This is a genomic window from Brevundimonas sp. NPDC055812 (assembly GCF_053616535.1).
In genome coordinates this window covers 475,174-496,110 of sequence record NZ_JBSHDX010000001.1, presented here as the reverse complement: position 1 = coordinate 496,110, position 20,937 = coordinate 475,174, and the positions used below count along the sequence as shown (strand labels likewise).

Annotated in this window: 17 protein-coding genes; 7 read left to right on the top strand and 10 right to left on the bottom strand. The window is 68.4% G+C overall.

The window, feature by feature from the left end:
• Positions 1 to 23: 23 nt before the first annotated feature.
• The 3 genes from ACWGL1_RS02335 to ACWGL1_RS02325 all read right to left on the bottom strand — a co-directional run bounded on the left by ACWGL1_RS02335 (position 24) and on the right by ACWGL1_RS02325 (position 2,920).
• A complete protein-coding gene (locus tag ACWGL1_RS02335; RefSeq protein ID WP_291783352.1) occupies positions 24 to 344 on the bottom strand; it encodes a ribonuclease in 321 nt (106 codons plus the stop codon).
• A gap of 134 nt (positions 345 to 478) precedes the next feature.
• Positions 479 to 1,531, bottom strand: a complete 1,053-nt coding sequence (locus tag ACWGL1_RS02330; RefSeq protein ID WP_291783350.1) for a 1,9-bis(guanidino)-5-aza-nonane synthase — start codon at positions 1,529 to 1,531, stop codon at positions 479 to 481.
• A 126-nt stretch (positions 1,532 to 1,657) separates the two neighbouring features.
• Complete coding sequence (locus tag ACWGL1_RS02325) at positions 1,658 to 2,920, bottom strand: type III PLP-dependent enzyme (RefSeq protein WP_343829851.1); 1,263 nt, start codon at positions 2,918 to 2,920, stop codon at positions 1,658 to 1,660.
• 274 nt (positions 2,921 to 3,194) lie between these two features.
• Here ACWGL1_RS02325 and phnC point away from each other — a divergent pair, with 274 nt between their 5' ends.
• The 4 genes from phnC to ACWGL1_RS02305 all read left to right on the top strand — a co-directional run bounded on the left by phnC (position 3,195) and on the right by ACWGL1_RS02305 (position 6,984).
• Positions 3,195 to 3,989 carry a phosphonate ABC transporter ATP-binding protein gene (phnC, locus tag ACWGL1_RS02320; RefSeq protein WP_291783344.1) on the top strand — a complete coding sequence of 265 codons (795 nt, stop codon included), beginning with the start codon at positions 3,195 to 3,197 and terminating at the stop codon, positions 3,987 to 3,989.
• Positions 3,986 to 4,990 (top strand): phosphate/phosphite/phosphonate ABC transporter substrate-binding protein, encoded by a 1,005-nt coding sequence (gene phnD / locus ACWGL1_RS02315; protein ID WP_452111065.1) that lies wholly within the window; start codon positions 3,986 to 3,988, stop codon positions 4,988 to 4,990. Before phnC ends, phnD begins: the two co-directional genes overlap by 4 nt.
• 71 nt (positions 4,991 to 5,061) lie before the next feature.
• A complete protein-coding gene (gene phnE, locus ACWGL1_RS02310; protein ID WP_291783384.1) occupies positions 5,062 to 5,805 on the top strand; it encodes a phosphonate ABC transporter, permease protein PhnE in 744 nt (247 codons plus the stop codon).
• Between the two features lie 105 nt (positions 5,806 to 5,910).
• A complete protein-coding gene (locus ACWGL1_RS02305; protein ID WP_452111064.1) occupies positions 5,911 to 6,984 on the top strand; it encodes a substrate-binding domain-containing protein in 1,074 nt (357 codons plus the stop codon).
• A gap of 66 nt (positions 6,985 to 7,050) precedes the next feature.
• On the opposite strand, the gene ACWGL1_RS02300 is transcribed toward ACWGL1_RS02305, so the two are convergent.
• Complete coding sequence (locus tag ACWGL1_RS02300) at positions 7,051 to 8,136, bottom strand: glycosyltransferase family 4 protein (protein WP_313417432.1); 1,086 nt, start codon at positions 8,134 to 8,136, stop codon at positions 7,051 to 7,053.
• Positions 8,137 to 8,400: 264 nt separating this feature from the next.
• Here ACWGL1_RS02300 and putA point away from each other — a divergent pair, with 264 nt between their 5' ends.
• Positions 8,401 to 11,511 carry a bifunctional proline dehydrogenase/L-glutamate gamma-semialdehyde dehydrogenase PutA gene (putA, locus tag ACWGL1_RS02295; RefSeq protein ID WP_452111063.1) on the top strand — a complete coding sequence of 1,037 codons (3,111 nt, stop codon included), beginning with the start codon at positions 8,401 to 8,403 and terminating at the stop codon, positions 11,509 to 11,511.
• Between the two features lie 52 nt (positions 11,512 to 11,563).
• On the opposite strand, the gene ACWGL1_RS02290 is transcribed toward putA, so the two are convergent.
• On the bottom strand, positions 11,564 to 12,490 hold the full coding sequence (locus ACWGL1_RS02290) for a hydroxymethylglutaryl-CoA lyase (RefSeq protein ID WP_452111062.1): 927 nt from the start codon (positions 12,488 to 12,490) through the stop codon (positions 11,564 to 11,566).
• Positions 12,487 to 14,163: a phospholipid carrier-dependent glycosyltransferase gene (locus tag ACWGL1_RS02285; RefSeq protein WP_452111061.1), complete on the bottom strand. Its 1,677-nt coding sequence runs from the start codon at positions 14,161 to 14,163 to the stop codon at positions 12,487 to 12,489. The genes ACWGL1_RS02290 and ACWGL1_RS02285 overlap by 4 nt, the downstream gene beginning before the upstream one ends.
• A gap of 104 nt (positions 14,164 to 14,267) precedes the next feature.
• On the opposite strand from ACWGL1_RS02285, the gene ACWGL1_RS02280 reads away from it, so the two are divergent.
• Positions 14,268 to 15,005 (top strand): glycosyltransferase family 2 protein, encoded by a 738-nt coding sequence (locus tag ACWGL1_RS02280; protein WP_452111060.1) that lies wholly within the window; start codon positions 14,268 to 14,270, stop codon positions 15,003 to 15,005.
• Positions 15,006 to 15,276: 271 nt separating this feature from the next.
• Here the strand turns inward: ACWGL1_RS02280 and ACWGL1_RS02275 are convergent, their stop codons facing one another.
• The 3 genes from ACWGL1_RS02275 to trhA form a co-directional block, all read right to left on the bottom strand.
• Positions 15,277 to 15,642, bottom strand: coding sequence for a hypothetical protein (locus tag ACWGL1_RS02275; protein ID WP_452111059.1), 366 nt, complete (start codon positions 15,640 to 15,642; stop codon positions 15,277 to 15,279).
• Positions 15,643 to 15,650: 8 nt separating this feature from the next.
• Positions 15,651 to 16,235, bottom strand: a complete 585-nt coding sequence (gene phaR, locus ACWGL1_RS02270; RefSeq protein ID WP_291783382.1) for a polyhydroxyalkanoate synthesis repressor PhaR — start codon at positions 16,233 to 16,235, stop codon at positions 15,651 to 15,653.
• 118 nt (positions 16,236 to 16,353) lie between these two features.
• Positions 16,354 to 17,049 (bottom strand): PAQR family membrane homeostasis protein TrhA, encoded by a 696-nt coding sequence (gene trhA, locus ACWGL1_RS02265; protein WP_452111058.1) that lies wholly within the window; start codon positions 17,047 to 17,049, stop codon positions 16,354 to 16,356.
• Between the two features lie 183 nt (positions 17,050 to 17,232).
• Here trhA and ACWGL1_RS02260 point away from each other — a divergent pair, with 183 nt between their 5' ends.
• Positions 17,233 to 18,405, top strand: coding sequence for an acetyl-CoA C-acetyltransferase (locus ACWGL1_RS02260; protein WP_452111057.1), 1,173 nt, complete (start codon positions 17,233 to 17,235; stop codon positions 18,403 to 18,405).
• A 228-nt stretch (positions 18,406 to 18,633) separates the two neighbouring features.
• Here ACWGL1_RS02260 and ACWGL1_RS02255 read toward each other — a convergent pair whose 3' ends face one another.
• A complete protein-coding gene (locus ACWGL1_RS02255) occupies positions 18,634 to 20,649 on the bottom strand; it encodes a S8 family peptidase (protein ID WP_452111056.1) in 2,016 nt (671 codons plus the stop codon).
• Positions 20,650 to 20,937: the final 288 nt, after the last annotated feature.

Here is a 20,937-nt window from a genome sequence, read left to right as displayed (position 1 = left end):
CCGTGCGGCGGCAGCAAGGCGGTTCAACCGGTAGGGGCGTCCACATCATCGCCGGGCTGGCCCGTGGACTTGCGCGCCTGCTCCGGTCCGCCGGCCGGGCGGGCGGGCGGGTCGGACATCTCACGCCCCTGACGCGCGATGTCGGCGTTGATGGCGTCCTGATCCGGGTCGATCTCCGAGCCGGACGCCGATCCGCCCCGCAGCGAGCCGGCGCGGGTGTCCGAGCCGGAATCGGTGCCTTGCAGGGCCTTCTTCAAGGCGTCTTCGACATGGCCCAGGTCGGGTTTCTCGCCCATGGCGGCGGCCTCACGGGCGTCTTCGTTCTCGGCGGCGGGATCGGTCATGGATGGTCTCCTTGCTCGTGCAAGACAAGCGGACCGGCCGTCCGGAGGTTCCCAATCGCGCAGGCCGCGCGCGCCAAAGGAAAAGGGCCGGCGGATCTCTCCGCCGGCCCCCTTGGTCTTCCTTACCGATCGTCTTACTTGACGAACAGCTTGTTCCAGCGGCGCGGCTGACGCTTCTTCCAGGCGCCGCGGTGATAGGCGTCCGACCCGATCAGCGGCACGACGGTTGTGGCTTCGGCGTAGACCATCTGTTCGTAGGTGGTCTGGACCTTGCCCCACGAGGCGGCTTCCTGAAGCGTCGAGGACGAGCAGGCGCCGTCGCGCACGTCGGCGACCGTGATCTGCACGGCGTAGCGGTGCATGTCGGCGTCGACGCCGAGGATCTCGGCGCAGACGACGGTGTCCTGGGCGAAGTTCTTCGGCACGCCGCCGCCGACCATGAACAGGCCGGTGACGCCCGCCGCGATCTTGATGTCGGTCAGTTCGCGGAAGTCCGCGACCGCGTCGATCATCATATAGGGCTTGCCCTCGGCCATGCGCTCCTTCTGGTGCTTGACCAGGCCGAAACCGGCCGAGGAGTCGACGAAGGCCGGGCAGAAGATCGGCGCGCCTTCTTCATAGGCGGTCTGGATCAGCGAGCCGGGCTTCTTGGCGTTGCCTTCCGACAGCCACTTGCCCATCTCCCAGATGAACTCGCGCGAGGAATAGCCGCGCGGCTCCAGGCGGCTGGCGATCTCATAGATCGCGTGGTCGCAGGCCTGCAGTTCTTCTTCGTCGATGTAGGTGTCGTAGATGCGGTCGATGTAGTGCGAGCGCAGGATGTTGTCGTCCACCTCGCCGGCGGCCTGATAGTGCTTGTAGCCAAGGGCCTCGAAGAAATCCATGTCGACGATGGAGGCGCCGGTGGCGACCACGGCGTCGACCATGCCGAACTTCACCATGTCGCGGTAGACGTCCATGCAGCCGCCGGCCGAGGTCGAACCGGCCAGGATCAGCCACGGCGAGCAGGCCTCGTCTTCCAGGGCCATGTTGAAGATGTCGGCCGCGCGGGCGGTGTCGCGCGAGCTGAAGGACATCTTGCGCATGGAATCGATGATCGGGCGCGCGTCGAAGCTGGTGATGTCGATGTGCTCGACAGTGGTGGCCAACAGCTCTGCCTTGGCGTTGGAACGAACCGGTGCGTTCATCTCTCGGGTTTCCCTTTGGTTTGAGCGCCCGTCGTCAATAAGGAACAGCGGCCCGGACGGAGCGACGGGCCGCTGCTTGTATCAAAGCCTTAAGACATTTTTCAGTTCAAGGCGTGATGCGGTGGATCAGCGCTTGCGCTTGCGCTGGCCGGCCTTGCCCTTGGGGCGCGACAGGCGGACGACCTTGCGGGCGTTCTCCTCGGCCGTGGTGCGCACGGTCGGGATGGAGCGCGGCGCCAGGCCGTACATCGAACCCATGGGGGCGTCCTCGACCACGGCGATCTCATGCTCGCCATAGCCGTTGAAGCCCGTGGTCATGGCCACGCCATAGGCGCCCAGCATGCCAATCTCGATGAAATCGCCTTCCTGGACATCGGCGGGCAGCCAGAACGGACCGGGCATGTGGTCGATGCTGTCGCAGGTCGGGCCATAGAAGCGGAAGGGCTTCAGCTCCGACGCAGCGTCGCCGTCCCGGACCAGCTTGGTCGGGAAGGGCCAGCGCGAGTGGGTGGCGTCGAACAGCGAGCCGTACGACCCGTCGTTCAGATACAGGGCGTCGCCCTTGCGCAGGTCCACGCGGCACAGCACCGACGACGATTCCGCCACCAGCGCCCGGCCGGGCTCGCACCACAGCTCGGTCGTTTCCGACACCGGCATCTCGTTGAAGCCGCGATGGATGGCGTCGGCGTATTCGCTCAGGTCCGGCGGGACCATGCCCGGATAGACCGACGGGAAGCCGCCGCCGACATCGACGATGTCGACGAAGACGCCCGCCTTCTTGATGGCGCGGCCGACCTGGGTCATCGCCGCCTCATAGGCCGAGGGGCGCATGCACTGCGAACCGACGTGGAACGACACGCCCATCAGGCCGTCCTTGACCGCATGGCGCGCGGCCAGCAGCAGGGCGGGGGCCTGATCCGGGGTGACGCCGAACTTGCCCGACAGGGAATAGGCGGCGCCGTCGGCCGACACGCCCATGCGCACGATCAGGTTCAGATCCTCGGCGTGGCCGGTGGCCTCGAGGATCTTGTTCAGTTCGTCATGGCTGTCGAGCACGAAGGTGCGTACGCCGTGGTCGGCGTAGGCCGCACGGATCGCGCCGCGGCTCTTGACTGGGTGCATGAAGGCCAGACGCGCGTTCGGGCTGACCGACCGAACCAGTTCGATCTCGGCCAGGGACGCGACGTCGAAGGCGTTGACGCCGTTCTCGACCAGGGTCTCGATGACCCAGCGCGAAGGGTTCGCCTTCACCGCATAGAAGACGTCGGCTTTCAGATTATCCTGGAACCACTGCGCCGCTACGGCAACGGAGCGGGGACGCACGAGTGCGACCGGACGCTCCGGGGACCGCTGACGGACCAGGTCCAGGGGAAGCTGGTACGTGTGCAACTCACGTAACCCCCTGATGATTGTTAACCCAGACCCGGCGTTAGCGGCGCAAGTTAGGACCTACGGGGTCCGCCGGAACGCGCGATATGGGGATATTGGGCTGTCATGTAAAGCGGAAATTTCATGGCGGGGTTGCATGGGGACGGCGCTGGGCCGTTCCGCAGAATCTGCGCCGCACTGGACGAAATCGACGCAGACATGCCATTAAGACTTGCCCTTGCGCCCATCTCGCGTCATGCGGCGCCCCCTTTGTCGCAACCTCATCCATAGGTTCATGAGTTCTTCAACAGCCGCCGTCGCGTCCGTTCGCGACGTCTCGAAGACCTACGGGGCCAGAAAGGCGCTCGACGGCGTGTCCGTCGAGGTCGGCGCCGGTGAAATGGTCGCCCTGATCGGTCCGTCCGGTTCGGGCAAGTCCACCCTGCTGCGCTCGATCACGGGTCTTCACCCCATCGATCCCGGCGGAACCATCACCGTCTTCGGCGATGTCGTTCAGCAGAACGGCCGCGTCACGGGCGCCGTGCGCCGCGCACGCAGCCGCCTGGGCATGATCTTCCAGCAGTTCAACCTGGTGGGGCGGCTGAGCCTGTTCTCCAACGTCATGCTGGGCGCCCTGGGGCGTCTGCCGTCGTGGCGCGGCCTGTTCGGCGTCTGGCCGGGCGCGGACAAGGCCAAGGCCATGGCGGCCCTGCACCGCGTCGGCGTGTCCGACTACGCCGCCCAGCGCGCCAACACCCTGTCGGGCGGCCAGCAGCAGCGCGGCGCCATCGCCCGCGCCATCGTCCAGGGCGCCAAGGCCATTCTGGCCGATGAGCCGGTCGCCTCGCTCGACCCCGTGTCGGCCCGCAAGGTGATGGAGCTGCTGGTCGAGCTGAACAAGCGCGACGGCATGGGCGTGATCGTCACCCTGCACCAGGTCGACTACGCCATCCGCTACTGCAACCGCGTCATCGCCCTGCAGAAGGGCAAGGTGGTCTATGATGGTCCGTCGACGGGCCTGGACACCAAGCGCCTGATCGAAATCTACGGTCCCGAATACGAGGACGCGTTCTGGGAAGCCAAGGCATGACCCGCACCGCCATCACCCGCCGCCTGCTGGGCGCCGCCGCCATCGCCGTCACCCTGGGCCTCGTCGGCTGCGGCCAGGGCGAACAGGCCAAGTCCGGCGCCGCCCCCAGCGAAATCACCTTCTCCATCCTGTCGGCGGAAGGCCAGGCCTCGGCCGGCCCGCTCTGGCAGCCGCTGCTGGACGACATGTCCAAGGCGATCGGCGTGCCGGTGAAGCCCTATTTCGGCTCGAACTACACCGTGCTGGTCGAGGCCATGCGCGGCAACCACACCCAGGTCGGCTGGTTCTCCGCCAAGCCCGAAGTCGAGGCCATCGACCGCGCCAACGCCGAGGTCATCGCCCGCACGGTCAACCGTGAGGGGCTGGACTCCTATCAGTCGACCCTGATCGTCAAGAAGGGCTCGGGCATCACGCTGGACAAGGTGCTGGCCTGCGGCAAGGTCTACAACTTCGGCATCGGCGACGCCCAGTCGACCTCGGGCACCCTGGCGCCCATGACCTTCCTGTTCAACGAGCGCGGCGTCGTCCCGGCCCAGTGCTTCAAGACGGTGCGTTCGGCCAACCACCAGGCCAACGCCTTCGGCGTGGCCACCGGCGTGATCGACGTGGCGACCTCCAACAGCGTCAACCTGGTCTTCATGCGCCGAGAGAACGCCCAGCTGGCCGACCAGATCGAGGAGATCTGGACCTCGCCGCCGGTGCCCGAGAGCGGCATCGTCGTGCGTCAGGATTTGGACCCGGCCCTGAAGGAGAAGATCCGCGGTTTCTTTCTGACCTATGGCCAGGGCGAGGGTCCTGAAGCCGAGCGTCAGCGCAAGGTGCTGGCGGGGCTGGAGTATTCCCGGTTCGCCCCGGCTGACGATTCCTATCTCAACCCGATCCGCGAGATGATCGCCGACCAGAAGCGCGGCGAAGCCGAAGCCAAGGGCGACAAGGCCGGCGTCGCCGCCGCCGAGGCGGAAATTCAGCGCCTGCGCAGCCTGCGCGAGGTCCAACCTTGACCGAGGCCCCCCTTCCGACCTCGGCGTCGCCGGTTCCGGCCGCGCCGCAGAAGTCCGCCGTCTCCTGGGCGATGGACGTCCTGGTCTGGGGCGGCGTGATCGCCGTCCTGCTGTACAGCGTCAACGCCGTCGATCTGGGCAACATCTCGCGCCTGTTCTCGGGCAACGACAGCATGAAGATGTTCGTCCACGACCTGCTGCGGCCGGACTTCTCCGACTGGAGGATGTTCGTCGCCAAGATGTGGGAGACGATCCAGATCGCCCTGTGGGGCACCTTCCTGGCCGTGCTGTTCGGCATTCCGCTGGGCCTGGCGGCGGCCCGCAACATGGCGCCCCAATGGGTCGTGACCCCGGTGCGCTGGATCATGAACCTGCTGCGCTCGGTGCCGGACCTGGTGATCGGTCTGCTGTTCGTCACCGCCGTGGGCCTGGGGCCTCTGGCCGGCGTCCTGGCCATCACCCTGAATACGGCCGGCGTTCTGGCCAAGCTGTTCTCCGAAGCGGTCGAGTCGATCGACAAGGGGCCGGTCGAGGGCGTGCGCGCCACCGGCGCCTCCAAGCTGCACGAGATCGTCTGGGGCGTGATTCCCCAGGTGGCCCCGCTGTGGACCTCCTTCGCCCTCTATCGTTTCGAATCGAACAGCCGCTCGGCCACCGTGCTGGGCCTGATCGGCGCGGGCGGCATCGGCCAGGTGCTGTTCGACAGCATGAACGCCTTCAACTTCAAGGCCGTGTCCGCCATCGTCATCATCGTGGTCATCGCCGTGACCCTGATCGACACCCTGTCGCAGATCATGCGCAAACGCCTGCTCTGACGACGCATCGAGTCAGGTTTGCCCTGACTGTCACAAAGGTCTGGCCGGACCGTCACATTCTCCTGCTTTAAGCGTCGCACACTGACGACTGGAGAAGGTCCGGCCATGATCCGTACACTGAAGTTCACGGCCTGCGCGGCCGCCCTGCTGGCCCTGGCGGCCTGCGGCGACAACGAGGGCGGCGCCCCCGGCTCGCAGAAGGCCCGGACGGGCATCTGGGCCGCCGGCTCCTCGACCGTCTTCCCCTTCGCCACCCGCGTGGCTGAGACCTTCGCCCGCAACGGCGGCGGCGGTTCGGCCCCCCGCGTCGAATCCCTGGGCACCGGCGGCGGCATCCAGGCCTTCTGCGCCGGCATCGGTCCCTCGACCCCGGATATCGCCAACGCCTCGCGCCCGATGAAGCAGAGCGAGTTCGACCGCTGCGTCGAGAACGGCGTCACCGACATTGTCGAGATCAAGATCGGTTATGACGGCATCGTCGTCGCCACCGCCCGCACGGGTCAGAGCTTCAACCTCGAGCTGAACGACCTCTACGAGGCCCTGGCCAAGGAAACGCCGGGCGCCGACGGCCAGTTGGGCGCCAACGCGGCCAAGACCTGGAACGACGTCAACAAGGCCCTGCCGGCGACCCGCATCCAGGTCTACGGCCCGCCGCCGACCTCGGGCACGCGCGACGCCTTCCTCGAACTGGGCATGGCGCCGGGCGCCAAGCTGATCCCAGCGGTCGCCGCCATCGAGGCGCAGGACAAGACCCGCTTCGAGACCGTGGCCCACACCCTGCGCGAAGACGGCGCCTGGATCGACTCGGGCGAGAACGACAACGCCATCGTCCAGACCCTGACCCGCACGCCGGGTTCGCTGGGCGTGTTCGGTTTCTCCTTCCTCGAGCAGAACATGGACACGGTGAAGGCCGAGACCATCGACGGCGTGGCCCCTTCGGTCGCCACCATCGCCGACGGCTCCTATCCCCTGGCCCGCAGCCTCTACATCTACGTCAAGAAGGCCCACATCGGCGTGACGCCGGGCCTGGAGCAGTTCGTCCAGGAGTTCATGTCCGAAGGCGCCGCCGGCCGCGGCGGTTATCTGCAGGACCGGGGCCTGGTGCCGCTGGTCGCCGAGGAGCTGACGGCGGAACGCGCCAAGGCCTCGGCCATGACCTCGATGGCCCGTCCGAACTGAGGCGGCTGAATGCGAAACGCCCCGGGCATCGTCCGGGGCGTTTTTGCTTTCTCGCGAGGCCCGTGGTCAGGCCGCCGCGCGGCGTCTCAGCCGCGCCACCCGGCGCAGTCGGCGCCAGAAGCGGCCGCGCGCGGGCTCGGGATAAGGCTGCAGGTTCTCGATGAACTGCTCGGCTGAGGCCCGCCAGCTGAACTTCTCCGCATAGGCGCGGACGTCCTTGCGGTCGAGCTCCAGGCATTTCAGGCAGGCGGTCTTCAGGTCCTCGTCGATGAAGCCCGCGCCAGAACCGGGGATGATGTCGATCGGGCCGTGGGCCGGATAGGCGGCGACCGGGGTGCCCGTGCCCATGGCCTCCAGGATCACCAGGCCGAAGGTGTCGGTCCAGCTGGGGAAGACGAAGACGTCGGCGTCGGCGAAACAGCGGGCCAAATCCTCGCCGAAGCGGGCGCCGAGGAATTTCGCCTCGGGGTATTTCTCTTCCAGCTCGGCGCGGGCCGGGCCGTCGCCCACGATGATCTTGGTGCCCGGCAGGTCCAGCTCGAGGAAGGTCTCGATGTTCTTCTCGACCGCCACCCGGCCGACATTGAGGAAGAAGGGGCGGGGCCAGTTCTCGCCGCCCATCTCCTTGTAGATCGGCTCGAGGTCGGGGCGGAACAGTTCGGTGTCCACCCCGCGCGTCCAAGGCGAGACGTTCTTGAAGCCGTGCTCGACCAGCTCGTCACGCAGGGTCGGCGTGGCCACCATCAGCCGCCCCGACGGCTTGTGGAACCACTTCATGTAGGCGTAGCCGACCTGCACCGGGATCGGGAAACGGGCCGAGACGTATTCCGGGAATTTGGTGTGATAGCTGGTGGTGAACGGCAGCTTCCACTCCACGCAGATGCGCCGCGTGGCGATGCCCAGCGGGCCTTCGGTGGCGATGTGGACGGCTTCGGGCTCGAAGGCGCGCAGGCGCTCGCGAATCTCTTCCTCGGCGCCCAAGGCCAGGCGAATTTCGGGGTAGGTGGGGCAGGGGATGGTCTTGAACTGGCTGGGCTCGATGACCTCCACCTCATGGCCCATGGCGCGGCATTCAGCCACGGTGCGGGTCAGGGTGCGGACGACGCCGTTGACCTGAGGCTCCCAAGCGTCGGTGACCAGAACAATGCGCATGAAGTCGATAGGGCCTTGAGCCGTTTCGCGAAGGCGAAACTTCTAGACGCTCCTCATGACGAAGGCGAGATGGCATGATAGAGCAGGGTTCGAACAGGGTTCACCTCTTCGCGAACGGCCACGTTTAGCCGGACCTCATCTTCGAATGAGGCTTTCCCCAGAAGATTTTGCGCTTTCCCGAATTCTATGCGGCTGAGGGCGCGATGATGCGATGCACATTCGGGCGTAGTCGCCATATATGCGGAAATTCACAGGATGGATTTCATGACGCCGACCGATCTTCGCCATTGGGATGAGCTGGACCGGAACAAGTACCGGGACGAACGTGAGGTGGTGGCCGAACTGCTGGCCGCTGAACCCCTGACGCCTGACGGTCGCGCGGCGGTCCTGAACGACGCCATCGGCCTGGTCGAAAGCGCCCGCAAGAGTCAGAAGCGCCAGGGCGTGGTCGAAAGCTTCCTGCAGGAATTCAGCCTGGGCACCCGCGAAGGTCTGGCCCTGATGTGCCTGGCCGAGGCCCTGCTGCGCACGCCCGACGCCGACACCCGCGACCGCCTGATCGCCGAGAAGATCGGCTCGGCCGACTGGGCCAGCCATATGGGCCAGTCCGACAGCCTGTTCGTCAACGCCTCGACCTGGGGCCTGATGCTGACCGGCAAGCTGGTCGACGTCGACGATGAGGCGCGCAGCGACCTGCCGAACTTCCTCAAGCGTCTGGTCGGGCGTCTGGGCGAGCCGGTCATCCGCCAGGCCGTCGCCACCGCCGTGAAGATCATGGGCGAGCAGTTCGTCGTCGGCCGCACCATCGACGCGGCCCTGAAGCGCTCGGATCGCGAAAACTGGTTGTGCAGCTTCGACATGCTGGGCGAGGGCGCCCGCACCGCCGCCGACGCCGAACGCTATGAAAAAATCTACGCCGACGCCATCGAGGCCGTGGGCAAGACCGCCAAGGGCGAAGGCCCCGAGCGCGGCCACGGCGTCTCGGTCAAGCTGTCGGCCCTGTCGCCGCGCTATCAGGCGGTGCAGGAAGACCGGGTGTGGGAGGAGCTTTATCCCCGCATCCTGCGTCTGGCGCTGATCGCCGCCAAATACGACATCAACTACACCATCGACGCCGAAGAGGCCGACCGTCTGGCCCTGTCGCTGAAGCTGCTGGAGCGGCTGGCGCGCGAACCGGCGCTGGGCGACTGGCAGGGCCTCGGCCTGGCCGTTCAGGCCTATCAGAAGCGCACGACCGAGACGGTGGCCAAGCTGGCCGAACTGGCCAAGTCCTCGGGCCGTCGCCTGATGGTGCGCCTGGTCAAGGGCGCCTATTGGGACACCGAGATCAAGCTGGCCCAGGTCAACGGCCGCACCGACTATCCGGTCTTCACGACCAAGCCCGCGACCGACCTGAACTATCTGGTCTGCGCCAAGGCGCTGATCGAGGCCTCGCCCTACATCTTCTCGCAGTTCGCCACCCACAACGCCCACACCCTGGCCGCCGTGCACCGCATGGCCGCCGATCGCGGCGTGACCATCGAGTTCCAGCGCCTGCACGGCATGGGCGAGGCCCTGTATGACGGCGCCAAGGTCGAGTGGGGCGATGTCGTCGTGCGCGCCTACGCCCCCGTCGGCGGCCACGAAGAACTGCTGCCCTACCTGGTGCGCCGCCTGCTTGAGAACGGCGCCAACTCCTCCTTCGTCCACGCCCTGCTGGACGAGCGCGTTCCTGCGGCCGACGTGGCCGCCGATCCCATCACCTCGGTCGAGGCCCTGCCCGACCGCCATCCGAAGATCCCTGTGCCCATGAACATCTACGGTGACCGCCAGAACTCCCTCGGCCGCGACTATTCGCAGGCGACCGACCGCGAGCGCCATGCGGCCGCTCTGGAGCGCGTCGACAGCGAGAAGCTGACCGCCGGCCCGATCATCGGCGGCAAGCTGCGCGCCGGCGTGAACGCCCAGGACGTCACCAACCCCTACGACCGCAGCCGCGTGCTGGGTCATGTTTCGGAAGCCTCGGCCGAGGACGTCGACGCCGCCGTGGGCGCCGCCGCCGAAGCCCAGGTCGCCTGGGACCGTCTGGGCGGCGCGGGCCGCGCCCCCGTCCTGCGCGCCATGGCCGACGCGCTGGAGGCCGATCTGGACCGTCTGGTCGCCCTGCTGTCGCGTGAAGCGGGCAAGACGCTGAACGACGGCGTGGCCGAGGTGCGCGAGGCCGCCGACTTCTGCCGCTACTACGCCCTGCTGGCCGAGCGCGACTTCGGCGGCCGCCAGACCCTGAAGGGCCCGACCGGCGAGACCAATGAACTGGTCCTGCACGGCCGCGGCGTCTTCGCCTGCATCAGCCCGTGGAACTTCCCCCTGGCTATCTTCACCGGCCAGATCGCCGCCGCCCTCGCCGCCGGCAACGCCGTTGTGGCCAAGCCCGCCGAGCAGACGCCGCTGATCGCCGCCGAAGCCGTGCGCCTCTATTACAAGGCTGGCCTGAACCCCGACCTGCTGGCCCTGGTCCCCGGTCGCGGCGAGACGGTCGGCGTGGCCCTGACCAATCATCCGGGCGTCGACGGCGTGGCCTTCACCGGCGGCACCGACACCGCTTCGGCTATCAACCGCGGCCTGGCCGCGCGTCCGGGCGCCATCATCCCCTTCATCGCTGAAACGGGCGGCCTGAACGGCATGTTCGTCGACACCACGGCGCTGAAGGAACAGATCATCGACGACGTCATCCTGTCGGCCTTCGGCTCGGCGGGGCAGCGTTGCTCGGCCCTGCGCGTCCTCTATGCGCCCAAGGATTCGGCCGACGCCCTGATCGAAGGCCTGAAGGGCGCCCTGGCCGCCCAGGTGCTGGGCGACCCGACCGACGCCAAGACCGACATCGGCCCGGTGATCGATGCCGAAAGCCGCGCCAACCTGGAAGCCCACGTCGAACGTCTGTCCAGGGACGCCAAGATCATCGCCCGCGCCGAACTGCCGGCCGGCGCCGACAAGGGCGACCTGTTCGCCCCGGTCATCGCCGAAATCCCGACCCCGGACTTCCTCGAACGCGAAGTCTTCGGCCCGATCCTTCACGTCTACCGCTATGAGCCGAAGGACCTGGAAAAGGTCGCCGGCAAGCTGGCGGCGCGCGGCTTCGGCCTGACGCTGGGCGTCCATAGCCGCATCGACGCCTTCGCCAAGGAAGTGATGGAGCTGGTTCCGGCGGGCAACGTCTACGTCAACCGCTCGATCATCGGCGCGGTGGTCGGCGTCCAGCCCTTCGGCGGCGAAGGCCTCAGCGGCACCGGCCCCAAGGCCGGCGGCCCCAACAGCCTGATCCGCTACGCCGCCGAAAAGGCCATCAGCATCAACATCGCCGCCCAGGGCGGCGACCCGGCGCTGCTGAACCTGTAAGGTCGGGGAGAGTTTGGAAAAAACGCCGCCGTCTCCCGAGACGGCGGCGTTTCTATTTGGGCCACCTGCCCGCGCGGCTGAGGGCGCTGGGGTTGGGCTTGCCGATATGGCCGCCGATCCAGCGCGCCGTAGCGATAAGGGCGTCCAGGTCGTAGCCGGTCGAATAACCCGCGCGCTCCAGCATGTAGACCAGATCCTCGGTGGCGATGTTGCCGGTGGCGCCGGGGGCGAAGGGGCAGCCGCCGATGCCGCCGACCGAGGCGTCCAGCACGTCCACGCCCGCCTCGACGCCCGCATAGGCGTTGGCGAGGCCCGTGTTGCGGGTGTCGTGGAAATGCAGGCGCAACGTGGCGTCAGGCGCGGCCTGACGGGCGGCCTCGACCTTCTTCGTCACGCTCCACGGATCGCCGACGCCGATGGTGTCGGCCAGGGCGATCTCCTCGACGCCAAGCGCCGCGATGCGGGCGACCAGGTCGCTGACCTGCTGCACCGAAACCTCGCCGTCGAAGGGGCAGCCCCAGACGCAGGACAGGGTGGCCGACAGTCTGGGCGTCGCGCCCGGCGCGCCCTCTATGCTGCTTGGGGCATTGGCGCGGCCCGCCACGATCTCGGACAGCATCTGCACCTGCTGGTCGACGCTGAGGCCCTGGTTCTTCAGGCCGAAGCCGTCGGTGGCGGACATGGCGACGTTGACCTCGTCCACCGCCGTGCCCAGCGCGCGGTCGTAGCCCTTGCCGTTCAAAACAAGGCCGATGCGGCTGCGGCCCTCAGTGCGGGGCAGGGCGGTCATGACCTCTTCGGCGCCCGCCATCTGGGGCACGTATTTGGGATGGACGAAGCTGACGGCCTCGATGCGTCTGGCTCCCGCCGCCTCCAGCCGCTGGACGAAGTCGGCGCGGACGGCCGGCTCCAGCACCGTCTTCTCGTTCTGCAGGCCGTCGCGCGGGCCGACCTCGACGATCTGGATGAAGCGGCTCATCGGGCGATGCTCCTTTGGCCGGGACCGGCCGGGGCGTAGACGGTCAGGCGCACGTCGTCGCCCGAGGAGTAGTTGTGGCCGCTGACCACGCCGACGGCCCGCCCGGCGGCGCCCAGGTCGGCCAGGGCGCGGCGGAAGGCTTCGTCGTCTCGGGCCTCGACGATGGCGGGGCGGCCTTCGGCCAGGGCGCGGGCGGCGCCGGCGCCGTCGGTCAGCTGGGTGTCCTTGCCGGTCAGGAAGACGAAGCTGGGCTCATGGAAGGTGGTGATGGCCACCGGCCCCGGATAACGGCCCTGGGCGGGGTTCAGCTCGGCCGAGTCCAGCGTCTGCACCAGGCGCGGCGCGATCGACAGGGGACGCAACTGCCGGATGGTCCCGGCCAGGCCCGTGTGGGCCAGAACGCCGAAGACGACGGCGATCAGCACCCCGGTAATCGCCGCGCGGTTGACCAGTAGGAAGCCTCCCACGGCGGCGGCCATGACGGCGAAGACGATGGTGACGGTCGCCCAGGTCTGGGCGGTCGAGCGGCCGAACTCGGTCAGGCCGTAGACGGTGATCAGGCAGATGACCACGGCGGCGAACAGGCCCAGCAAGGCGCCGGTCACGCGCGAGATCTTGCCGATCGGCTGGGTCAGGGCGGCGGCGGCCAGGAGGGCGATCGCCCCGAAGGTCGGCAGGGTGTAGTGCCACAGCTTGGTCGGCGCCAGTTCGAACATCAGCCAGGCTGGGACCAGCCAGCAGACGGCGAAGCGGATCGCGGGCTCGGCCCGGCGATGCCAGCCCGTCGACAGGGCGGCGGGCAGCATCAGGGTGATGGGGAACAGCAGCAGCGGCGACAGCAGCACATACATGCCGGGGAAGCCGCCGTGACTTTCATGGGCGCCTGCGATCTTGGGCGCCAGATCCCCGCCGATGGCCTCGCGCCAGAATCCGCCGTCGGTGGCGATGGTGATGGCGATGGCCCACGGCCCGACCAGCAGGGCCACCAGCGGCAGACCCCAGCCCCAGCCGAGCTGCCCCAGCCACCGGATGTTCCGGTCCCACAGCGACAGGGCGATGATGGTCAGGGCCACGACCAGCAGGCCGATCGGCCCCTTGATCAGGATGGACAGGCCGATCCCGACCCAGAACAGCAGCTTGTGCAGCCGGTCCGCCTTTTCCCCCGCCCGCGTCGCCATATAGATGCGCGCCAGCGCCGCCATCGATAGGGTGGTCAGGCCGGCCAGCATGGCGTCGGTCTTGGCGATGCCCGCCTCGGTCGACAACAGGAAGGTCGCGCCCAGCATGACGCCGGCCAGGAAGCCCGCCCTCTGGCCGAACAGGGCGGCGCCCGCCCAGGCCACGGCCCAGGCCGCCAGCATGGCGCCCAGCAGCGACGGCAGGCGATAGGGCTGGATGTTGCGGTCCTCGACGTCCGAGGTCGCGGCCACGGCCGCCGCCTGCATCCAGTAGATGCCGATGGGCTTCTTCCAGCGCGGATCGTCCTGGAAGCGGATGTCGACATAGTCGCCGCCCTCCAGCATCTGAGCGGTGGCCTGGGCGAAACGGCTCTCGTCCCGATCCAGCGGCGGCAGCAGCAGCAGGCCGGGCAGGCCGGCGATCAGGGCCAGCAGGGCCGCAAGGACAGGGCCGCGCCAGCCGGCGATGTAGCGATCCAGGTTCGGGCGGTTCATGCCGCTGTCGTATCACGCCGGGTGCGGCCCCCGGAAGCTTCACCTTCCTCATCGCTTGTGGACGCGCCGTTTCGCCCAGGCGCGGCCTGCGCTAAAGAGCGTCGATGATCGACCGCTCCGCTTCCTCGCCCGACATTTCCGTCGTCGTGCCCGTGCATGACGAATCCGGCGCCGCCGTGCCCCTGGCGCGCGAGATCGCCGAGGCCTTCGCCGGCCGGTCCTATGAGATGATCTTCGTCAACGACGCCAGCCGGGATTCGACCCTGGACGAGCTGCAGGCGGCGATGGCGGAACTGCCCGCCCTGCGGGTGCTGTCGCACGGAACCAATGCGGGGCAGAGCCGGGCGGTGCGCACCGGCGTCCTGGCCGCGCGGGCGCCGATCGTGGTGACCCTGGACGGCGACGGCCAGAACCCGCCCGCCGACGCGCCGCGCCTGGTCGACGCGCTCCTGGCGGCCCCGCCCAGCGTCGCCCTGGTCGGCGGGGTGCGCGCCAAGCGCCAGGACAGCACCGCCAAGCGTCAGGCGTCGCTATGGGCCAACCGCATCCGCAGGAAACTGCTGGGCGACGACGCCGACGACACCGGCTGCGGGCTGAAGGCGTTTCGCCGCGACGTCTTCCTGCGGCTGCCCTACTTCGATCACATCCACCGCTATCTGCCCGCCCTGGTGATCCGCGAGGGGTATGAGAACCGCTACCTCGACGTCGATCACCGCCACCGCGAGACGGGCCGGTCGAAATACACCAACTGGGGACGACTGCGGGCGTCCTTCTCGGACCTGCTGGGCGTGATGTGGTTGAAGTCCCGCTCGCGGCGTCCGGGCGCGGTGACGGAGTTCTGAGGTCTAAAATTCCGCTCATCCCGGCGGACGCCGGGAACCAGTGCTTTTGGCTACACGCGCCGACATCTGCCGCCGAGTTTGGGGCTCTTACTGGATCCCGGCGTCCGCCGGGATGAGCGGGGTATGGCAGGTACGCCCTAGCTGAACGCCAGAAAGATCACGGCCACCACGGTCACGTCGAACAGGCGGGAGGCAAGGCTGAAAGCGGCGGGCATGGCGCGATCCGAAGACGGTTGAGCCTTCGTCTACGCAAGTCGCGCGCCAGTCGCCCTCAGATCTCGGTCTTGCGCGACCGTCCGGGCGAGGGGCGCCGATCGTGCCGCCCCGAATATTCCCGGCCCAGATAGGTGGTGCGCGCCGCATCCAGCACCGGGGCGCCGCCCTTCAACCCGCGCTTCTGCCCCGACTGGCCCAGCACCTGGGCGGCGAAGGCCGCGGGCGGCGGGGGCGGGGTGACGGCAGGCTTTGCCGGGGAGACGGCAGGATCGGCCGCCTCGTCCGACGTCTCGGCCTCGGTCGGGACCAGGGCGCGGGCGCGCCGCCGCTCGCGACGGCGACGGTCGCCCTCGCGGCGGTCGTCCACGACGGGATCGTTCAGCGGCCCCGCCGCGCCGATGGGACGGATCTCGTCCGTCACGGGCGGCCTCAGCCCTTGGACTGGGCGAGGCGGTCGATCTGGGCCCGCATCTCGTCCATCTGGCGACGCATCTCGTCCAGGGCCGCCCCGTCCTTCGCCGGTTCGGCCTTGGCCTCGGCGGCTGCAGGCGTCTCGGCCGCTTCGCCTTCGGGGCGACCGTAGGCGAAGCCGGGGAACATCCGCATGGCGCGCTCGAACATGGCCATGTTCTGGCGCACGGCCTCTTCCATCAGATTGCCGCCGGGCGCCGAGGCGAAGGCGCGCGTGAACTGGCCGCGCAACTGCTCCTGCTGGCGGGTGAAGCTGTCCAGCGACATCTCCAGATACGACGGCAGCACACCCTGCATGGAGTTGCCGTAGAAGCCGATCAGCTGACGCAGGAACTGCACCGGCAGCAGGGCCTCGCCCCGGCTCTCCTCCTCGAAGATGATCTGGGTCAGGATCTGGCGCGTCAGATCGTCATTGGTCTTGGCGTCGTAGACGGTGAACTCCACGCCCTCGCGCACCATGCGGGCCAGATCATCCAGCGTCACATAGGCGCTGGTGGCGGTGTTGTAGAGCCGCCGGTTCGCATACTTCTTGATGACGACCATGCCGTCACGGGTTTTTCCGCCCTCGGATTTCTTGTCGGTCACGCTTGTTCTCGCGATGTTGCAACGCCCAAGCATCCCGCATTGCGCGCGCGAAGGCGAGTCCCGTCTTTGATGCGGCTCAGACGTTCACCAGCACCACGCCGATCAGCACGGCGGCCCAGTGCACCCCGGCCCCCGTGACGACGAACCCGTGCCAGATGGCCCGGCGGAACTTCACCTTCTGGCTGATGAAGACGAAGACCCCGGCCGTATAGATCAGCCCGCCCGCCACCAGCAGGCCCAGCGCCAGCGGATGCACCGTCTCGATCATCGGCTTCAACGCGAACACCGCCACCCAGCCGAACAGAACGTAGATCACGCTCCAGAAGGCGTCCGATAGGCGCGGGGCCAGCATCTTCACCCCCGCCCCGACGATGGCCATGGTCCACACCGCCAGGGTGAAGCCCACGGACCATGCCCCTTCGAAGCGCACGGTCGTAAAGGGCGTGTAGCTGCCCGCGATCATCAGGAAGATGGCCGCCTCGTCCAGCCGCCGCAGCACCGGCCGCGCCGCACACGGATGGGTCAGGTTGTAGATGGTCGAGGCCGTCAGCATGGCCACCAGACACAGGGCGTAGATGGCCGTCGAGACCGCCGCGCCCACCCCCGCATAGACGCCGGCCAGCACCGCCAGCACCACGCCCCCCGCGGCCGCCAGGGCCAGACCCACGGCGTGCACCCACAGATCGGCCAGCCGCTCGGCCCGCGTCTGATAGTGTTCGATCATGTCCAGATCGTCGGGGGTGCAGATGCGGCGGGCGAGAGCTTTCAGCATGATGGGGCTTTCGGCAAGATCACGTCTCCTTCCCTTTCTGAAAGCGCGGCTGCGGGCATCGTTCCCGGCGGATGCTGCGACGCGGCGATGACGTTTTGCTGATTGCTGCATCGCAACAGGTGACGAGCGCCTGCGAATGCGGCACAACCTCGCGCAAAGAATTTCTCCAGGGAGTGAATAAAAATGACCGACGTCGTCATCGTCTCCGCCGCCCGCACGCCGGTCGGCTCCTTCCTCGGCGCCCTGTCGACCCTGCCGGCCTCCAAGCTGGGCGAGGTCGCCATCAAGGCGGCGCTGGAACGCGCGGGCGTGGCCGCCGCTGATGTGGACGAGGTGATCCTGGGCCAGGTGCTGCAGGCGGGCGCGGGCCAGGGCCCGGCGCGTCAGGCCGCCATCGGCGCCGGTCTGGCCAATGAAACCCCGGCCTGGAGCCTGAACCAGCTGTGCGGATCAGGCCTGCGCGCCGTGGCCCTGGCCTATCAGCAGATCGTTCAGGGCGATGCGAAGATCGTCGTCGCCGGCGGTCAGGAAAGCATGAGCCAGTCGCCGCATACGGCTCAGCTGCGCAATGGCCAGAAGATGGGCGAACTGGCCTTCAAGGACAGCATGCTGCAGGACGGCCTGATCGACGCCTTCCACGGCTATCACATGGGCCAGACGGCCGAGAACATCGCCGCCAAATGGTCGATCGACCGCGCCTCGCAGGACGCCTTCGCCGTCGCCTCGCAGAACAAGGCCGAGGCCGCCCGGAAGGCGGGCAAGTTCGCCGACGAAATCGTTCCCGTCACCATCTCGACCCGCAAGGGCGACGTGGTCGTGGATCAGGACGAATACATCCGCCACGGCGCGACCCTCGAGGCGATGGAGAAGCTGAAGCCCGCCTTCGTCAAGGACGGCACCGTGACGGCGGCCAACGCCTCGGGCATCAACGACGGCGCCGCCGCCCTGGTGCTGATGTCGGCCGATGAAGCCAAGGCGCGCGGGCTTGAGCCGTTGGCCCGCATCGCCTCCTGGGCCACCGCGGGCGTCGATCCGGCCATCATGGGCACCGGCCCGATCCCGGCGTCCAGGAAGGCGCTGGAGAAGGCGGGCTGGACCGTCGCCGATCTGGACCTGATCGAATCCAACGAGGCCTTCGCCGCCCAGTCGCTGTGCGTGGTCAAGGAGCTGGGCCTCGACCCGGCCAAGGTCAACGTCAACGGCGGCGCCATCGCCATCGGCCACCCGGTCGGCGCTTCGGGCGCGCGCATCCTGACCACTCTGCTGCACGAGATGAAGCGCTCGGGCGCCAAGAAGGGTCTGGCGACCCTGTGCATCGGCGGCGGCATGGGCGTGGCGATGTGCGTCGAGCGCTAAGCGCGAAGCCGCCGCTGAAACGACAAAGGCCGGCGAGCGATCGCCGGCCTTTTTGCTTGCGCCCTATAACCCCCGCTCATCCCGGCGGACGCCGGGATCCAGTACTTTGGCCTTAAGGGCTTCGTTTTGAGCTTGGCGGCTCGAAGAACCTTGAAGACTGATGCGCGTTGTTCTCACTGGATCCCGGCGTCCGCCGGGATGGGCGGGAAGTGAAGGCGGGGCCTGGCTTCAGAACCCCCGCCGCCAGCTGCCCAGCAGGGCGTAGCCGGTCGGGGCGCCCGCGCGATGCTGCTCCTCGCGGCTGGCCACGGCCTCGAGCTGCAGCCAGGAGCCGCCCGGCAGGGCGTGCAGGCTGCGGACGCTGAAGTCGATCTGCCGCCCTGACGGCGCGGCCGAGAAGCGCCGCTCCGAGAAGGTCACCGGATCGAAATAGTCCAGCGGCGCGTCGGCCAGATAGGCGCTGAACGTCCCGTCCTCGATCCGCAGCGGCTGGGAGACTTCCCACGTCAGGCTGCGGCAGCCTAACGCCTTGGCGAAGGACCACGTCGGACAGGCCGATTGCAACGACGCCCGCCAGGTCGAGCTGAGCGCCGGGGCCGACAGGTGCAGGAACCGCCCCTCCAGTTCGGTGCGGCCGAAACCCGCCTCGCCCGACAGGGTGAAGCCGCGCCCCAGGTCCACATCCGCCCCGACCGCCGCAAAGCGGGTGCGCGACGGCAGGGCGAAGTCCGACTGCGTCGGCAGATAGGCCCCCAGCGGTCCCATCCGCTCATCCAGCGCGCCTAGACTGAACGAAAGGCCGCCGTTCTCGGCGCGCCAGTCCATCCCGGCGCGGGCGTAGGTCGAGGCGTCTCGCTCGACCGGACGTAAGGGAGCGCGCCGGTCGCCGGACCCGCTCTCGGCGCTGAAGGTCAGGGCGCCGAAATTCAGGGCCCCGCGCAGGGCGTGATCCGCCTGGCTCAAGGCCACGAAGCCGTCGCCGGAGCCGCTGCGGAACGGCGAGCGCGCCCCGCCCTGGCCCTGCCACGCCGCGAACGACAGCCGCCCGGCTTGAACGTCGAACAGGGCCTCGCCGCGCGTCTCGTCGCCCAGCCACGGCGCGTCATAAGGGCTGTAGCGCGCCGCCACGGGCTCGGGGGTGGCCACGGGCGTGGCGGCGGCCAACGACAGCCGCGTTCCGCCCGGCGTGTCGAGCGTCACCTGCGACTGCTGCATGGGGGTTGGGTTGCTGGGCTGGTAGCTGCGGCGCGGCGCGGGGCCGTAGGCGGCGCCGAGGTCCACCCGAAACAGCCGTTCATACTCGTCATAGGCGATGGTGCCGAGCGCTCCTGTGCGGCTCAGAGCGTCGCCGAACGGGCCGCCGACATGGACGCCCGGTTCGACCGCGATATTCACGGACTGGCCCGCCGCCATGGGCGAGGCGGTTGCGCCCACCGGCTGGAAGGCGCGGGCTATGTCCAGGGCGCCGCGTCCGAAGATGATGTCCGTCCCCGCATCGCCCAGGTCCGCTCCGGTACGCAGCAGGATGTCCACCGCTTCACGACCGGTCAGATTGGGAAAGGCCTCCAGCAAAAGGGCCAGGGCGCCCGCCACGGCGGGCGAGGCGAAGGAGGTGCCTCCGCCCTTCCAGCACTGGTCGCCTTCGCAATTGAAGACGACCTCGACGCCCGGCGCGGTCAGATAGGCGCTCTGGGACACGCCGGCCCTGTTGGAGAAGTCGCCGAGCTGGCGCGCGCGATCATGGGCGCCGACGACGATGATCGAGCCGGCGAAGCGCGGATCGCTGGCGTAGCGGCCGGGCCATTCGGGATTGACGCCGGCCTCATTGCCGGCGGCGACGGCGAAGACGACTCCTGCGTTGACCGCCCGCTGCAGGGCCGCCTCGAACTGCGAGCCCAGCCGCCCTTCGCCGCCCAGGGACAGGTTGATGATCCGGGCGCCGTTCTGCACGGCGTAGTCCAGGGAGCGCGTCAGGTCGGACGAACGGAAGCAGATCTTGTCGTCGGGATCGGTGCAGTCGCTGACGTCGGCGCGGATCGACATGATGGTGGCGTTGAAGGCCACGCCGACCGTGCCGTAGTTGTTGAACGGCGCGGCGATGATGCTGGCGACGCTGGTTCCGTGGTCGTCCGCACCCTCGGGTCGGTTGCGGCCGGGCACGATGTCGGTGGACAGGGGCGAGATGTTCATGCCCAGGTCCTGGTGGTTCAGCTTGATGCCGCTGTCGACTACGGCGACGGTCATGCCGCGTCCGGTCGCGCCCTGTCGCCAGGCGCTGATGGCCCCAGTGTCTCCGACGCCCCAGTTGCGCAGATACTCCGATGACGTCGCGCTGGGGATCGCCGGAGGTCCGGGCGGCGGCGGCGGCGGCGGCGGCGGCGGTGGAGGTGGAGGTGGAGGAAGAGGTGTCACAGCGCCCCCGCCCCCGCCGCCGCCACAGGCGCTCAGCGGCATCCCGAACAGGCTGAGCATGACCGCAGAAAGCACAAGATTACGCAAGCGCGTGGTGTCCAAGCCGACCTCCCGACATTG

Bases quoted from the DNA above. Each gene is read 5' to 3' on its own strand.
- ACWGL1_RS02335 (WP_291783352.1), bottom strand. From the start codon at position 344: ATGACCGATCCCGCCGCCGAGAACGAAGACGCCCGTGAGGCCGCCGCC.
- ACWGL1_RS02330 (WP_291783350.1), bottom strand. From the start codon at position 1,531: ATGAACGCACCGGTTCGTTCCAACGCCAAGGCAGAGCTGTTGGCCACC.
- phnC (WP_291783344.1), top strand. From the start codon at position 3,195: ATGAGTTCTTCAACAGCCGCCGTCGCGTCCGTTCGCGACGTCTCGAAG.
- phnD (WP_452111065.1), top strand. From the start codon at position 3,986: ATGACCCGCACCGCCATCACCCGCCGCCTGCTGGGCGCCGCCGCCATC.
- phnE (WP_291783384.1), top strand. From the start codon at position 5,062: ATGGACGTCCTGGTCTGGGGCGGCGTGATCGCCGTCCTGCTGTACAGC.
- ACWGL1_RS02305 (WP_452111064.1), top strand. From the start codon at position 5,911: ATGATCCGTACACTGAAGTTCACGGCCTGCGCGGCCGCCCTGCTGGCC.
- ACWGL1_RS02300 (WP_313417432.1), bottom strand. From the start codon at position 8,136: ATGCGCATTGTTCTGGTCACCGACGCTTGGGAGCCTCAGGTCAACGGC.
- putA (WP_452111063.1), top strand. From the start codon at position 8,401: ATGACGCCGACCGATCTTCGCCATTGGGATGAGCTGGACCGGAACAAG.
- ACWGL1_RS02290 (WP_452111062.1), bottom strand. From the start codon at position 12,490: ATGAGCCGCTTCATCCAGATCGTCGAGGTCGGCCCGCGCGACGGCCTG.
- ACWGL1_RS02285 (WP_452111061.1), bottom strand. From the start codon at position 14,163: ATGAACCGCCCGAACCTGGATCGCTACATCGCCGGCTGGCGCGGCCCT.
- ACWGL1_RS02280 (WP_452111060.1), top strand. From the start codon at position 14,268: ATGATCGACCGCTCCGCTTCCTCGCCCGACATTTCCGTCGTCGTGCCC.
- phaR (WP_291783382.1), bottom strand. From the start codon at position 16,235: ATGGTCGTCATCAAGAAGTATGCGAACCGGCGGCTCTACAACACCGCC.
- trhA (WP_452111058.1), bottom strand. From the start codon at position 17,049: ATGCTGAAAGCTCTCGCCCGCCGCATCTGCACCCCCGACGATCTGGAC.
- ACWGL1_RS02260 (WP_452111057.1), top strand. From the start codon at position 17,233: ATGACCGACGTCGTCATCGTCTCCGCCGCCCGCACGCCGGTCGGCTCC.
- ACWGL1_RS02255 (WP_452111056.1), bottom strand. From the start codon at position 20,649: ATGACCGTCGCCGTAGTCGACAGCGGCATCAAGCTGAACCACCAGGAC.